This is a genomic window from Erwinia sp. CGal63 (assembly GCF_037026505.1).
Lineage (GTDB): Bacteria > Pseudomonadota > Gammaproteobacteria > Enterobacterales > Enterobacteriaceae > Erwinia.
This window is the reverse complement of record NZ_JAKUMN010000001.1, coordinates 675,229-690,074: the sequence shown is the minus strand read 5'-3', so window position 1 is coordinate 690,074 and position 14,846 is coordinate 675,229. Positions and strand designations below refer to the sequence as shown.

General features: G+C 56.2%; 13 protein-coding genes. 5 read left to right on the top strand and 8 right to left on the bottom strand.

Annotation, left to right across the window (positions count from 1 at the left end; translation table 11 throughout):
• Positions 1–4: 4 nt before the first annotated feature.
• The gene (locus MKZ79_RS02960) at positions 5–268 is read right to left on the bottom strand and encodes a YebO family protein (RefSeq protein WP_336140070.1); all 264 of its coding nucleotides are present in this window, start codon (positions 266–268) and stop codon (positions 5–7) included.
• A gap of 206 nt (positions 269–474) precedes the next feature.
• On the opposite strand from MKZ79_RS02960, the gene MKZ79_RS02955 reads away from it, so the two are divergent.
• Positions 475–711, top strand: coding sequence for a YobH family protein (locus MKZ79_RS02955; protein WP_336140069.1), 237 nt, complete (start codon positions 475–477; stop codon positions 709–711).
• Between the two features lie 35 nt (positions 712–746).
• Here MKZ79_RS02955 and kdgR read toward each other — a convergent pair whose 3' ends face one another.
• Complete coding sequence (kdgR, locus tag MKZ79_RS02950; RefSeq protein ID WP_336140068.1) at positions 747–1,538, bottom strand: DNA-binding transcriptional regulator KdgR; 792 nt, start codon at positions 1,536–1,538, stop codon at positions 747–749.
• A gap of 190 nt (positions 1,539–1,728) precedes the next feature.
• Between kdgR and MKZ79_RS02945 the strand changes: the two genes are divergently transcribed.
• Complete coding sequence (locus tag MKZ79_RS02945; protein ID WP_336140067.1) at positions 1,729–3,111, top strand: MFS transporter; 1,383 nt, start codon at positions 1,729–1,731, stop codon at positions 3,109–3,111.
• An 83-nt stretch (positions 3,112–3,194) separates the two neighbouring features.
• Here MKZ79_RS02945 and htpX read toward each other — a convergent pair whose 3' ends face one another.
• The 4 genes from htpX to MKZ79_RS02925 form a co-directional block, all read right to left on the bottom strand.
• Entirely contained in the window at positions 3,195–4,076 is an 882-nt protein-coding gene (htpX, locus tag MKZ79_RS02940) for a protease HtpX (RefSeq protein WP_336140066.1), read from the bottom strand.
• A gap of 351 nt (positions 4,077–4,427) precedes the next feature.
• Positions 4,428–6,470, bottom strand: a complete 2,043-nt coding sequence (gene prc, locus MKZ79_RS02935) for a carboxy terminal-processing peptidase (RefSeq protein WP_336140065.1) — start codon at positions 6,468–6,470, stop codon at positions 4,428–4,430.
• 19 nt (positions 6,471–6,489) lie between these two features.
• The gene (gene proQ / locus MKZ79_RS02930; protein ID WP_336140064.1) at positions 6,490–7,173 is read right to left on the bottom strand and encodes an RNA chaperone ProQ; all 684 of its coding nucleotides are present in this window, start codon (positions 7,171–7,173) and stop codon (positions 6,490–6,492) included.
• Positions 7,174–7,269: 96 nt separating this feature from the next.
• On the bottom strand, positions 7,270–7,770 hold the full coding sequence (locus MKZ79_RS02925) for a GAF domain-containing protein (RefSeq protein WP_336140063.1): 501 nt from the start codon (positions 7,768–7,770) through the stop codon (positions 7,270–7,272).
• A 198-nt stretch (positions 7,771–7,968) separates the two neighbouring features.
• Between MKZ79_RS02925 and yebS the strand changes: the two genes are divergently transcribed.
• The 3 genes from yebS to rsmF all read left to right on the top strand — a co-directional run bounded on the left by yebS (position 7,969) and on the right by rsmF (position 13,355).
• The gene (gene yebS / locus MKZ79_RS02920; RefSeq protein ID WP_336140062.1) at positions 7,969–9,213 is read left to right on the top strand and encodes a membrane integrity lipid transport subunit YebS; all 1,245 of its coding nucleotides are present in this window, start codon (positions 7,969–7,971) and stop codon (positions 9,211–9,213) included.
• Positions 9,182–11,818 (top strand): PqiB family protein, encoded by a 2,637-nt coding sequence (locus MKZ79_RS02915; RefSeq protein ID WP_336140061.1) that lies wholly within the window; start codon positions 9,182–9,184, stop codon positions 11,816–11,818. The genes yebS and MKZ79_RS02915 overlap by 32 nt, the downstream gene beginning before the upstream one ends.
• Positions 11,819–11,918: 100 nt before the next feature.
• On the top strand, positions 11,919–13,355 hold the full coding sequence (rsmF, locus tag MKZ79_RS02910; protein WP_336140057.1) for a 16S rRNA (cytosine(1407)-C(5))-methyltransferase RsmF: 1,437 nt from the start codon (positions 11,919–11,921) through the stop codon (positions 13,353–13,355).
• Positions 13,356–13,358: 3 nt separating this feature from the next.
• Here rsmF and MKZ79_RS02905 read toward each other — a convergent pair whose 3' ends face one another.
• Positions 13,359–14,006 (bottom strand): metallophosphoesterase, encoded by a 648-nt coding sequence (locus MKZ79_RS02905; RefSeq protein ID WP_336140055.1) that lies wholly within the window; start codon positions 14,004–14,006, stop codon positions 13,359–13,361.
• 197 nt (positions 14,007–14,203) lie between these two features.
• Positions 14,204–14,503 (bottom strand): DUF3811 domain-containing protein, encoded by a 300-nt coding sequence (gene yjbD, locus MKZ79_RS02900; RefSeq protein ID WP_336140054.1) that lies wholly within the window; start codon positions 14,501–14,503, stop codon positions 14,204–14,206.
• Between the last annotated feature and the right edge of the window lie 343 nt (positions 14,504–14,846).

Sequence of the window (14,846 nt, the reverse complement as noted above, 5' to 3'; positions counted from 1 at the left end):
GCGGTTAGCGCTCCGGAATTAAGCGAATAAAATCGGACTCGTCCGTCGCGCCTTCAGCAGCCTGAGCAGGATTTTCCTGCGCTTCCACAAGCGTTTTCAATAGCTGATTCTGGCGCTTTTGCTCCTCAAGCAGCGCTTCCAGCAGCCGGATTTGCTCATTGGCTCTGACGCTGGCGCGGTTTACCAGAAACCAGGCGAACAGCCCAATGATGGCGATAACGATAAACAATCCCGTACCCGCCGCGCCGTTCGCGACCTCATTCAACATACCTACGCTCCTGATGTTACGCATAATTTTGCAAGCCGAAATTTTACCTGTTCATCAACGAATTGATAGCGGGCTGACAGAAATTTAGGAACCTTCGCGCAGGCGCTGTGGAAACAATCCGGTATGCTGACAAGATATTGCGTACCTGCTCACAATGTACAGACGTCGGCGAAGCGCAGGAAAGGCCGACGCACCAAGGAGATAACATGAGATTTTTCGTTCGCTTCGTCGCCCTGCTGGCGGTGGTCTGGCTGGCTTTGCTGGTCACCGGCTATGGCGTTCTTGCCGGCAGCCATAAAAACGTCGCCGGGATGGGACTGCAGTGCCAGTATCTGACCGCTCGCGGTATGACCACCGCGCAGTATCTGCATACCGACAGCGGCATCATCGGCGTGACCGACTGCCCATTATTACGCAAAAGCAGCGAAGTCGTGGATAATTGACGGCGCGCGGGTCGGCACGAGGCTGACCCGCTTATTCAGAAAGGATAAGCCCTGTAGCCCATCTGTTCTGAAATCACCCTCGCCGCCCGATGCAGCATGGCAACATAGCTGCTTTTCTCTTCTTCCGTAAAGCGGATAGTGGGGAAAGAGATGCTCAGCCCGGCGATAACCACGCCAAAGCGGTCAAACACCGGCACGGCGATGCAGCGCAATCCCTCTTCCTGCTCTTCATTATCTTCGCCATAGCCCTGCGCGCGGACTCTCTCCAGCTGGCTTATTAATGCCTCCGCAGAGGTCAGCGTCCTGACGGTGCTTTGCTGGAAATTGACCTGGGAAAGGATATTTTTAACCTCTTCCGGCTCGCGCCAGGCAAGCAGCACTTTACCAATAGCCGTGCTGTAAAGCGGGTTGCGCCGGCCGATGCGCGAATACATGCGCAGGTTATAAAGCGAGTCGATTTTGTGTATGTAGACAATACTGTCCTCTTCCAGCGCGCCCAGATGAATGGTTTCACGGGTCAGGCGAGAAAGCTCGCGCATCTGCACGTCGGCGCTACGGATCAGATCAACGTTCTGCAATGCTTTCGCGCCCAGCTCAAAGAGCTTAAGCGTCAGGCTATATTTTTCCGTGTCGCCTTCCTGTGCCACGTAACCCAGCGACTTCATGGTCTGAAGGAAACGATAGACGGTGCTTTTGGACATCATGACGCGCTGGGAAAGCTCGGTAATGCCGTGCGCTCTCTCTTCGCCCAGCGCCTGTAAAATGCCAAAAACCTTGAGTACGGAGGAAACCGAATCAGGTTGTTTATCCACCTCATCCTTCGCCATTATTTCGCCTTTTCTGTTTTATAAAAAATGGAACACTATTTTTATTATACTTTTTGCCATCCTGACAGCGCAACGTTAACCTCGCGCCGCGACGGACACATTTGCTGATAGTTAGCCACGCTTTACCCGTAGCGCGGCGCAGGAAAAATGATTAGCATTATGATATTCACTCTCCTGACTATTTCCCTCTATGCCGCAAACTTCGCAACCGGACGGCCTGCCCGTTCCACAACGTTACGGCGCTATTCTGGCTATCGCGCTGGGCATTACCGTCGCCGTGCTGGACGGCGCTATCGCCAACGTCGCGCTGCCCACTATCGCCAGAGATCTGCAGGCCAGTCCGGCAGCCTCTATCTGGATCGTTAACGCCTATCAGCTGGCGATTATCGTCTCGCTGCTGTCGCTCTCTTTTCTGGGCGATATTCTCGGCTATCGCCGCGTCTATCAGTGCGGACTGGTGGTTTTTACCCTGACTTCTCTGCTCTGCGCCCTTTCCGGCTCGCTGGAGACGCTGACCTTCGCCAGGGTCTTGCAGGGTTTCGGCGGCGCGGCGCTGATGAGCGTCAATACGGCGCTGATCCGCATTATCTATCCGCAGCGCCATCTGGGACGCGGCATGGGCATCAATTCGCTGATTGTGGCGGTTTCTACCGCTGCCGGCCCTACTGTCGCCGCCGCCGTGCTGTCGGTAGCCTCATGGAAGTGGCTATTTTTGATCAACGTACCGGTAGGCATCGCGGCGCTGGTGCTGGCGTTACGCTTTCTGCCGGATAATCCGCAAAAAGCCAAAGGCCAGCGTTTCGACGTGCCCAGCGCCGTCATGAACGCCCTGAGTTTTGGCCTGCTGATCTCCGCGCTAAGCGGTTTCGCTCAGGGACAAAGCGGCAGGTTAATCGCAGCGGAGCTGATCGCGCTGCTGGTTATCGGCACGCTGTTTATCCGTCGGCAGCTGCGTCTGCCGGTGCCGCTACTGCCGGTGGATCTGTTGCGTATCCCGGTTTTTTCGCTCTCATTGGGAACATCGGTCTGCTCATTCTGCGCCCAAATGCTGGCGATGGTTTCGTTGCCGTTCTTTCTGCAAACCGTGCTGCACCGCGACGAGGTGGCAACCGGTCTTCTGCTGACGCCGTGGCCGCTGGCCACAATGGTGATGGCGCCGATCGCGGGCAGGCTGATTGAGCGCTACCATGCCGGACTGTTGGGCGCCATCGGCCTCGTCTTTTTCGCTATCGGCCTGTTCTCGCTGGCGCTGCTGCCGACTTCGCCGGATAACTGGAGCATTATCTGGCGCATGATTATCTGCGGTGCGGGCTTTGGCCTGTTTCAGTCGCCCAATAACCACACGATAATCAGTTCCGCGCCGCGCCATCGCAGCGGCGGCGCCAGCGGTATGCTCGGCACCGCGCGACTGCTTGGGCAAACCAGCGGCGCCGCGCTGGTAGCGCTAATGTTCAATCTGTTTCAGGAACAGGGAACCCATGCTTCGCTGCTGCTGGCGGGCGGTTTCTCTACCGTCGCCGCTGTGGTCAGCGCCATGCGGCTTACCCAGCCGCGTCCGCAGCAGAACGCCTGATCGCCAGGCAAAAAAATGCCGGTCAATGACCGGCATTTGCTGTAACCGGACCCAGGCTCCGGTTTATCGGCGGTCCGCGACCGCTATTTCAGGTACTGGCCGCTACGCAGCGCTTCGATACGCTTATCCAGTGGCGGATGCGACATAAACAGCTCGCTCAGCGACTTTGACTTGCCGTTGATGCAGAACGCCATCATGGTGCTCGCTTCCTGCGGCTCGTAGCTGGTTTTCAGGCGCTGCAGCGCGGCGATCATTTTCTCGCGGCCAACCAGGCGTGCGGAACCGGCATCGGCATGGTATTCGCGGTGACGCGAAAACCACATGGTGATAATGCTGGCAAGAATACCGAACACCAGCTCCAGCACCATCGATACCGCAAAATAGACCAGCGGATTGCCGTTGCTGCTCTCGCCTTCATCGCGATCGCCCGACATAAAACCGGCAGCGATCTGCGCGATAATGCGCGAGATAAAGATAACAAAGGTATTCACCACGCCCTGAATCAGGGTCATCGTCACCATGTCGCCGTTAGCGATATGGCTGATCTCGTGCGCCAGTACCGCTTCGGCCTCGTCGCGGTTCATGTTTTGCAACAGACCGGTTGATACCGCCACCAGCGAGGCGTCGCGACGCGCGCCGGTAGCGAAAGCGTTAATATCAGGCGCGTGGTAAATTGCCACCTGCGGCATGGCGATGCCCGCCTGCTGCGCCTGACCGGCGATAGTCTGCATCAGCCAGCGCTCGGTTTCATTACGCGGCTGCTCGATGACTTCGCCGCCCACGGAGCGCAGCGCCATCCATTTGGACATCAGCAGCGAGACGAACGCACCGCCAAAGCCAAACAGACCCGCCATAATCATCAGGCCCTGAACACTGCTTGACTGAATTCCCGTCAGACTGAGAATCAGTCCAAAAACCAACATTACGCCCAGGTTGGTTAACAGGAAAAGCGCAATACGCATCATAAACTTTCTTCTTCCTCAGTTAAAAAATCGCTTTCAGCGGATACCTATCCTATGGGCGCGGCAAAACATTTCAAGCGGCGACGCGCATTAAGTGCCTAAAAAGACATAACTTTACATTTTGTCTTAATTTATAACGTTCCGGAAAAGTTTATCGTCAGGAAGAGTGAAGTTTTAACCTGCTTTTGGAAAATTCAGGTAAAAATAAAGCACAGCTTTCGCTGTGCCTTAGGGTATGGAATCACTGTCGATTTGAATACGCCTCGGTCTGAAAAGGCTTTTACAACGAACCTTCCGTGGTTCGCGCTACATGCTCAAGTCACTGACCGACATTGCTTCAGGGTTGCCCTGAGATCACTGCCCGCTCGTCTGGCTGGCGCTTTCGCTTTTTTCCAGATGAGCCAGATCGTTGGCAATGTTAACCGTTTCGTCCAGATAAGGATCCGGCTCTTTGTAATCCTTCGGCAGATCTTCCAGCTTCGCCAGCGGCTTTTTACCCTGCTGTTTGAAGCGGGCGTTAATCCGCTCCAGCCGCAGCGCGTCATCCTCGCGATTCTCTTTCTCGCGCTCGGCGAGGTTCAGAGAGATGATGTTGCGCTTTTCCTTCATGGCGTTGAAGCGAGCAATATCCTTCAGGATGTACTGGAACTCCATATCTTTAGCGATACGATCCTGATGATCTTTAAGCAGCTGCGGGATCAGCGGTTTCACGTCGCCGGTCTTGGTATAGGTAGCCGCGTCGATGCTATCCCACGGCAGCGCGTTATCCTCGAACTTCTCGCCCGTTTCCACCGCTTCCACACCGGTCGGCATCAGCAGATCCGGCGTCACGCCTTTGCGCTGAGTACTGCCGCCGTTGACGCGGTAGAACTTCTGGATGGTATAGGTGATCGAGCCTAACGCAGGCCATTCCGGCCGCAGCATCTGGTCGTAGATGCGGTTCAGGGAGCGATACTGCTGAACCGTGCCTTTACCAAAGGTTGGTTCACCGACGATCAGCGCGCGGCCGTAATCCTGCATCGCTGCCGCGAAGATTTCCGAAGCGGAAGCGCTGAAGCGGTCAACCAGCACCACCAGCGGCCCTTTGTAGTAGACCACGCCGTCGGTATCGCTGTCCTGACGCACCTTGCCGTTGTTATCGCGCACCTGCACAACCGGGCCGCTTGGGATAAACAGGCCGGAAAGCGATACCGCCTCCGTCAGCGCTCCGCCGCCGTTGGTGCGCAGATCGATAACGATACTGTCGATATTCTGCTTCTGCAGTTTTTGCAGCTGCACTTTGACATCGTCGGTCAGGCCTACGTAGAAACCAGGAATATCCAGCACGCCGACCTTCTCTTTGCCGACGTTATGCACGCTCATCTTCACCGCGCGATCTTCCAGACGGATTTTTTCACGCGTCAGGGTAATGATGCGGGTTTTGGTGCCCTTGCCTGCCGGCAGGATCTCCAGACGAACCTTGCTGCCTTTCGGCCCTTTAATCTGCGCTACCACGTCATCCAGACGCCAGCCGATCACATCCTGAATCGGTTTGCCCGGCTGACCGACGCCAACGATGCGATCGCCTACGGTGATGGCCTTGCTCTTCGCTGCCGGGCCGCCCGCGACCATAGAGTTGATTACGGTATAGTCGTCATCCATCTGCAGCACCGCACCGATGCCTTCCAGCGACAGGCTCATTTCCGTGTTGAACTGGTCGGTGTTGCGCGGTGAAAGATAGCTGGTGTGCGGATCGATTTCGCGGGCGAAAGCGGTCATCGCCAGCTGGAACACGTCTTCGCTGTTGCTCTGCGCCAGACGGCGAATGGCGAACTGATAACGCTTGGTGAGAACCTCGCGGATCTCCTTCTCTTCTTTGCCCGTGAGTTTAAGACTCAGCTCGTCATATTTGACTTTGGCGTCCCAGAGTTGATTCAGCTCGGCGGTGGTTTGCGGCCACGGCGCCTTGCTGCGGTCGATATCAATGGTATCGTTGCCGCTGAAATCCATCGGCTTTTTCAGCACCGTCAGCGCGTATTGATAGCGCTCGAAACGGCGCTTCTGCGCCAGATTGTATAAGTCGTAGAAAACGTTTAGCTGGCCCGATTTTAGCTCGTCGCCCAGCGTAGTTTTTTTCGTGTCGTACTGCGCCACATCAGAGGCGAGCAGCACATTGTGGTTATAGTCCAGCAGATTCAGATAACGGGCGAAGATTTTCGCCGAAAAGTCTTTGTCCAAATCGAACTGACGATAGTGAGAACGGGTAAAGCGCGACGTCACGCGTTCGCTGACGGTCGCGTGCTGCGGTTCCTGATGAAGCTGCGGGATTTGATCGGCGCGAGTGATGGTATCGGCGGCGAAAACGTTTCCGGTTAACAGCAGCGCAGCAATAACGGTGGTTCTGAAAAAGTTGTTCATGCCCTGATTGGCCTCCGTATCAGAACTGCAAGTGTTCTGCGCGTACTATCATTGCCAGGCCGGAAGCCAGCTGTACCCGGACGCCATCTTTGGTAATTTCAAGAATGGTTGCATCCATGGCGCTTTTGCCTGCCGTGACTTTGATATTCTGGCCCACCTGCAGTGCTGCGGTATCCGTAACGGGCGTAGTGGTGCGCTGCGGCTGGCGTTCTGCGGAAGGCGCGCGGCCGGGATTGCGCTGTGGCTTAGCGCGCGCGGCCCGAGGCTGCTCGCCTTCAGCAGAAGGTTTACGAACCGGCTTGCGCGGACGACGCGGCGCGGACTCTTCACCGGCCTCGCGTTTCTTCGCCTGCTGCTGTTCGCGCTGCGCCTGAACGCGCGCTTTAGCCTCCTCGAGCTGCTTGCGGGCATGCTCCACATGCTGCTCGTCCAGCACGCCACAGGCGTTGCCGTCGAGGTCAACACGGGTCGCACCGGCTTTGATGCCGTACAAATAGCGCCAGCTTGAAGTATAGAGGCGCAACGCGGAACGAAGCTGAGTTTTACTCAGATTCATTTCGCCCTGCACGCGGTCGACTAAATCCTGAAAGATGCCGATTTTAAGCGGTCGCGCTTCGCCTTCGGCGCTAAAGCACTGTGGGAACCGCTCCGCCAAAAAGGCGATTACTTCTTTGCTGCTATTCAACTTGGGTTGATTTTCCATGAAATTTCCTGATTACAACGGGTTTGCCAACCAGCGCAGGCATGAACAGGCGTCATTATAATGACCCCATCGTTAAATGCTACGTGATCCAGCACTTTAGCTGCGTTTCATGTGAATAAATTTTTCCACGTCAGTACCGGCCAGTACTGTACAAAGCCCGTCAACCAGCTCGATCAGCCCGATTTCGTCTTCCCGATCAAAGCGATTATATTCCACGCTGTCGATATCCAGCACGCCGATAACCTCACCATTTACCGTCAGCGGCAGGACGATTTCCGCGTTGCTGGCCGCGTCGCAGGCGATATGGCCGGGAAAAGCATGGACGTCATCCACGCGCTGTACGGCATTCTCGGCTACGGCAGTACCACAAACGCCGCGCCCTACCGGAATGCGTACGCAGGCGATTTTGCCCTGAAACGGCCCCAGCACCAGGGTATTTTCTTCCGTTAGCAGATAAAACCCGGCCCAGTTTACGCCTTCCAGGCGTTCGAAAAGCAGCGCGCTGCAGTTGCCCATTGCGGCCAGAAAGCTGGTTTCGCCAGCGATAAGCGCGCGCAAATCGCGATTAAGATCCGAGTAAAATTCTTTTTTAGTCATTTTTTAACCATTATTAAAACTTGTACGAAGCCCGGAATGAGTTCGCCTGATAAAATAAGCATTAAATGTCCAGACGGACAAGGTGAATGATTCCGTTTGTTAATATACTCTTGTTGGTCAAAAGCCTTAAAAGCATAACGAAGAGGGGTTCGCCGGGACGATTTAACCTGACCGCAACCCAGCCAATCCGGGTAATCCGTGAAAATATACGCTATCAGCCAAATTCTGCCTCAGGAACGTTATCAGCGTTGTCCGCAATGCGATACCCTTTTTTCCTTACCAGATGTTAAATCCAGGCAATCGGCGCACTGCCCTCGCTGCAACGCCCGCATTCTCAACGGCCGCGACTGGTCGATGACGCGGCTGACGGCGATGGCCGTCACCATGCTGCTGCTGATGCCGTTTGCCTTCAGCGAGCCGCTGCTGACCATTCGCCTGTTGGGCACCAATATTCGCGCCAGCCTGCTGGAAGGCATTATGCAGATGGCGCAGCAGGGCGACATTATTACCGCTTCTATGGTGGCGTTCTGCACCATCGGCGCGCCCGCTACGCTGGTCGCCGCTATCGGCTGGCTCTTTTTCGGCAACCGGCTGGGGCTGAATTTGCGACCGGCGCTGCTGATACTCGATCGCCTGAAAGAGTGGGTGATGCTGGATATTTATCTGGTGGGCGTCGCTGTCGCTTCCATCAAGGTGCAGGACTACGCGGATATCAATCCCGGCACTGGCCTGATCGCCTTTCTGTCGCTGGCGGCGCTAAGCCTGGTCACGCTGATTCATATGAACGTCGAACAGCTCTGGCACCGCTTTTATCCGCAGCCGCAGCCGCACACTTCACTGGATCAGCTGCGGGTCTGCCTGAACTGCCATCATACCGGGCTGCCGGACGAGCGCGGTCGCTGTCCGCGCTGCCATACGCCGCTGCGTTTGCGTCGGCGCCACAGTTTGCAAAAGTCCTGGGCGGCGCTGATCTCTTCGATAGTGCTGCTGATCCCGGCCAACCTGCTGCCGATTTCCATTATTTATCTCAACGGCGCGCGTCAGGAAGATACGATTCTTTCCGGTATTCTTTCGCTGGCTTCCGGTAATATTCCGGTGGCGATCGTGGTGTTTATCGCCAGTATCATGGTGCCGTTTACCAAGGTTATCGTGCTGCTGACGCTGTTGGTCAGCATCCACTTTAAATGTGAACAGGGTCTGAAAACCCGCATCCGTCTGCTGCGGGTTGTCACCTGGGTTGGACGCTGGTCTATGCTGGACCTGTTTGTTATCTCTTTAACCATGTCGCTGGTGAATCGCGATCAGCTTCTGGCTTTTACTATGGGACCAGCCGCCTTCTATTTTGGCGCAGCGGTCATTCTTACTATCCTTGCCGTCGAGTGGCTGGATAGCCGTTTACTTTGGGATGCACATGCAACAGGAAACGCCGACTACACCGACTAGCGCACGCATTAAAAACCGCCGCAGAATTTCGCCGTTCTGGCTGCTGCCGTTTATCGCGCTGTTGATTGCGGGCTGGCTCGTCTGGACCAATTACCAGGAGCGCGGCACAACTATCACTATTGATTTCGCTACCGCGGACGGCATAGTGCCAGGCAGAACGCCGGTGCGCTATCAGGGCGTGGAAGTCGGCCAGGTCGAAGGCATCAGCATGACCGACGATCTGCGCACCATTAAAATCAAGGCCAGCATCAAGCGTGATATGAAAGACGCGCTGCGCGACAAAACGCAGTTCTGGCTGGTGACGCCAAAAGCGTCGCTGGCGGGCGTTTCCGGGCTGGATGCGCTGGTGGGCGGCAACTATATCGGCATGATGCCGGGCAAAGGCAATCCGCAGGATCACTTTGTGGCGCAGGATACGCAGCCGAAATACCGCGTGAATACGGGCGAAATGCTGATCCATCTGCACGCCGACGATTTAAGCTCGTTAAATACCGGCTCGCTGGTCTACTTTCGCAAAATTCCGGTAGGCCGCGTTTATGACTACAGCATCAATCCCGGCAACCAGGGCGTGACGGTCGACGTGCTGATCGAACGCCGCTTTACCAACCTGGTGAAGAAAGAGAGCCGCTTCTGGAACGTCTCGGGCGTCAAGGCTGACGTGGGCTTAAGCGGCGCTAAAGTGCAGCTGGAAAGCCTGGCCGCGCTGGTCAACGGCGCCATCGCCTTCGATTCGCCGACCGATTCCGCACAGGCGAAAAGCGACGACAACTACCAGCTCTATCCGGATCTGGCGCACAGCAAGCGCGGCGTGCTTATCACGCTCGATCTGCCCGGCGGCAAGAATCTGAAAGCGGGCAGTACGCCGCTGATGTATCAGGGTCTGGAAGTCGGCACGCTGACCGCCCTTAATCTGCAGCCTGACGGCAAAGTTACCGGCGAACTCACTATCGACCCTTCCGTAACCGGACTGATGCGCACCGGTACGCGCATCGAAATGCGCAGCCCGAAAATTACTCTGGCCGATACCAGTCTCAGCAGCCTGTTAACCGGCAATACGCTGGAGCTGGTGCCGGGCGAAGGCGAACCCCGCAATCGCTTTACCGTGCTGCAGAGCAATGAAACCCTGCTGCAGCGCCCCAATACGCTGGAAGTGAAACTCACCGCGCCGGAAAGCTACGGCATCGACGCCGGCCAGCCCGTCATGCTGCACGGTATGCAAATTGGCCAGGTGGTGAACCGAAAACTCGGCGAAAAAGGGGTAGATTTTATCGTTGCCATTACGCCGGACTATCGCGATCTGGTGCACGGCGACAGCAAGTTTATTATCAACAGTCGGCTGGACGTCAAGCTGGGGCTGGACGGCATGGAAGTGCTCGGCGCCAGCGCGCGTGAGTGGATTGACGGCGGCATTCGCCTGGAGCCCGGCAGCAAAGGCGCGCCAAAAGAGAGCTACCCGCTGTTCGCCAATGCGGAAAAAGCGGCGGAAGGCATCACCACCAATCAGCTGCCGACCACGCTGACGCTGACCGCGAGCAGTCTGCCCGATATTCAGGCCGGCTCCGTGGTGCTTTATCGTAAGTTTCAGGTCGGCGAGATTGTAGACGTAACGCCAAAAGCCAACGAGTTCGACGTCCGCGTGCATATCAAGCCGGAATACCGCAAGCTGCTGACGCCGAACAGCGTCTTCTGGTCGGAAGGCGGCGCGCGCGTGCAGCTTAACGGCAGCGGTCTTACCGTGCAGGCTTCGCCGCTGAACCGGGCGCTGAAAGGCGCTATCAGCTTCGATAACCTCAGCGGCGCGGGCGCGGGCCTGACCAGCAGAGACAAGCGCACGCTATTCGAATCGGAAACGGCGGCCAGAGCGGTCGGCAGCCAGATCACGCTGCGCACCTATGACGCCAGCAAGCTCTCATCCGGCATGCCGATCCGCTATCTGGGCATTACCATCGGACAGGTGGAGTCGCTGGCGCTGAACAGCGACCGCAACCAGGTGGTAGCGAAAGCCGTGCTCTATCCCGAATATGTAAAAGATTTCGCGCGGCTGGGCAGTCGTTTCTCGGTGGTGTCGCCGGAGATTTCCGCAGCGGGCGTCAATCATCTGGATACGATTTTGCAGCCTTATATCAATGTCGATCCGGGCAAAGGCCGCGCTCAGCGCGCTTTCGAGCTGCAGGAATCGACGATTACCGACGCGCGCTATCTGGATGGCCTGAACGTGATCCTCGACGCGGCTGAGGGCGGTTCGCTTTCCATCGGCACGCCGGTGCTGTTCCGGGGCATTGAAGTGGGTACGGTAACCGGCACTTCGCTTGGCTCGATGGCGGATCGCGTCCAGATCACGCTGCGCATCAGCAAAAAGTATCAGCATCTGGTGCGCAATAACTCGGTGTTCTGGCTGGCTTCCGGCTACAACTTCAAGTTCGGCCTGATTGGCGGCGTAGTGAAAACCGGCACCTTCCAGCAATTTATCCAGGGCGGCATTCAGTTCGCCACGCCGCCAACCGTGCCGCTTGCGCCGCAGGCCACCAGCGGCAAGCACTATCTGCTGGAGGATGAAGAGCCGAAAGAGTGGCGGAAATGGAGCACGGCGCTGCCGGCGAAATAACCGCAACGGAAAGTGAAACGGGCAGCCTGGCTGCCCGTTTTTTTTGCTGCGGCGGAATGTGGTAAACTCCGCCCTACTTTATTGCCAGCGGAAATTTTCAGTGTCTTCTTCTTCACGCGTGTACTTCCCGGATCTCTTTTTAAGCCAGATGCGCGAGCTGCTGCCCGACAGCGCAGAGTTCGAACGCTTTATCACCCTCAGCCAGCAGCCTTTACGCCGCAGCCTGCGTGTCAATACGCTGAAAATCAGCGTCGAGGCCTTTCTGACGCTGGTTGAACCTTATCAGTGGGCGCTGACGCCGATCCCGTGGTGTAAAGAAGGCTTCTGGATTAGCCGTGACGATGCCGACACGCTGCCTTTGGGCAGCACGGCGGAGCATCTGGCCGGGCTTTTCTATATTCAGGAAGCCAGCTCGATGCTGCCGGTAACCGCTTTATTTTCCGGTTCGCCCGCGCCGGAACGCGTGATGGATGTGGCCGCTGCACCGGGCTCAAAAACAACCCAGCTCGCAGCTGGCATGAATAACAGAGGCGCGCTGCTGGCTAATGAATACTCCGCCAGCCGGGTAAAAGTGCTCCATGCCAATATCAGCCGCTGCGGCGTCAGCAATGCGGCGATAACCCATTTCGACGGTCGCGTTTTTGGGCCCGCTTTGCCGGAAGCCTTTGACGCTATCCTGCTGGACGCGCCCTGCTCCGGCGAAGGCGTTATCCGCAAGGACGCCGACGCGCTGCGCAACTGGTCGCCGGAAAGCAATGAGGCGATCGCCGCCACCCAGCAAGATTTAATTGAAAGCGCCTTTCACGCGCTGAAGCCCGGCGGCACGCTGGTTTATTCCACCTGCACGTTAAACCGCAGTGAGAATCAGCAGGTCATTGCCTGGCTGCTGGCGCGCTATCCCGACGCCGTAGCGGTAGAACCGTTAGGCGATCTGTTCCCCGGCGCGGAACGGGTCGCTACGGCAGAAGGCTTTCTGCATGTTTTCCCACACCTTTTCGACAGCGAAGGCTTTTTTGTCGCGCGCCTGCGTAAAACTGCAAGCGTACCGCCGTTGCCTCAACCCGGTTACAAGGTCGGCAAGCTGCCTTTCGCGCCGGTTAAGCGCAAAGAAGAGCAGGAAATCATAGCGGCGGCGGCCAAAGTTGGGCTGAGCTGGGAACAAGAGAGCCATGCACTTTGGCAGCGCGACAAAGAACTCTGGCTGTTTCCACGCGCTGTAGAGCCGCTGTTAGGAAAAGTTCGCTTTTCGCGCATTGGGCTGAAGCTGGCGGAAACCTTTGCCAAAGGCTGGCGCTGGCAGCACGAAGCTGCTGTCGCCCTGGCGCAGCCGCAGGCGAAAAACCGTTTTGAGCTGACGCTGGCGGAAGCGGAGGAATGGTATCGCGGAAGAGATATCTGGCCTGAACGAGCGCTGCCGGCCGACGAGGTTATCCTTACCTGCCAGCAGCAGCCGATCGGCCTGGCGAAAAAAGTAGGTAGTCGAATTAAAAACAGCTATCCGCGCGAACTCGTGCGGGACGGCAGACTCTTTTCCTGAAAATCACTGCACCTGTACCATCGTCAACCGGTTGCCGAAGACGGCGCCGGTATCGATAAAGTGCAGATTAGCGGCGCTCAGCGGTTTGGCCAGCGGCGTATGGCCGAAATAGAACGCGTCGGCGCCGCTAATCGCTTCGCCTCTGCCCTGCTGAACCTGCTCCACGCGGCTGCGGCTCCAGACGACTTTAAAAGGATCGACTTCGGCTTGCCATGAGTAGCGATCCGCCGGATAGTCGGCGTGCGCTACCACCACCACGCGATCGGCCAGCTGCAGATGAATAATTAACGGCATCAGGCGGCAGCGGCTTAGCGCATGTTTGGCTTCGATCATCTTCATTCCTTCCAGCCGGTAAAACCAGTCGCCGCCGTTGCCGATCCACTGCTGGTGTTCGCCCCGGCTTAGCGCGCCGATAGCCATCTCTTCATGGTTGCCGCGTACGCTGCGAAACCAGGGCTCATTGAGCAATTTCGCACAGCCATAGCTGTCCGGCCCGCGATCGATTAAATCGCCCACGGCTATCAGCAAATCCCTTTCGGCGTCGAAGCGTCGCTCGGCCAGCTCTTCCTGCAGCATACCGAGACAACCATGCAAGTCACCCACGATAAAGATTTGACGCCAGTCCGCACCGTTAAGAAATTGATACGTCATAGTTGCATCCCGGAATGAAAGTGATCATATGTTGATGCATTGTTCAGTTATCAGGTACTACATTATAGTCTTAACGTAGCAGGAAGTTTGCAGAACATGGACGTCTGTCAACAGTTTAGGGTGATGCTGGCGCTGGTTATCGTTGGCGGCGCTTTGCTGCTGGAAGTGCTGGTCAGGGCGCTGCTGCTGTTTATCGGCTAGCTGCCTTTCAGCGCGCGAGGGTTGTTGCGTAGCGAGGCGCTCCAGTTAAATTCTTTTACTTCGCTCTCTTTAGCGGCGGCAGGCTTGCGGGGCTTTCTGGCGACCACGGCCTTGCTACTCTCTTTGATAACGCGTTCCTTCATCACCAGCCTTTTAGCCTCTTTCAGGATCTCCTTTTCCTCTTTTTGCGAAGGAATATGGCCTTTTTTTAGCGTAAGGGCTTTTACTTTCGCCGCAATCAGTTCTTTTTCACCGTCGGTAAACTGGTCGATAGAAATCTCTTTGCTGCTTTTCATCAGGCTTGCTCCTGCCAGAACGCCAGACGCGCAAATCGCGTGGCGTGGAAAAGGCAGCGTAGTGCTTTCGCCTTAGAGATACAAGCAGGGAACGCTGGCGGCAGCCTCAGAACGTAACAAATTTCCGGCGGATTAAACTCTGGCACCTTCCACCTTAAAGATAATTATTTAATTAAATAACCCTCTTTTTAGGAGACAGAACTTATTATGTTTTTATTACTCTTTTTCAGCCTGTCGCCATCAGCCCTGGACGATAAAAAGCAATTTAATTTCGAAGCTAAGAATGGCTTTTCTATACAAAAACCCGCGCTAAACAAACACAGATTTTCATTAATAAAATCCA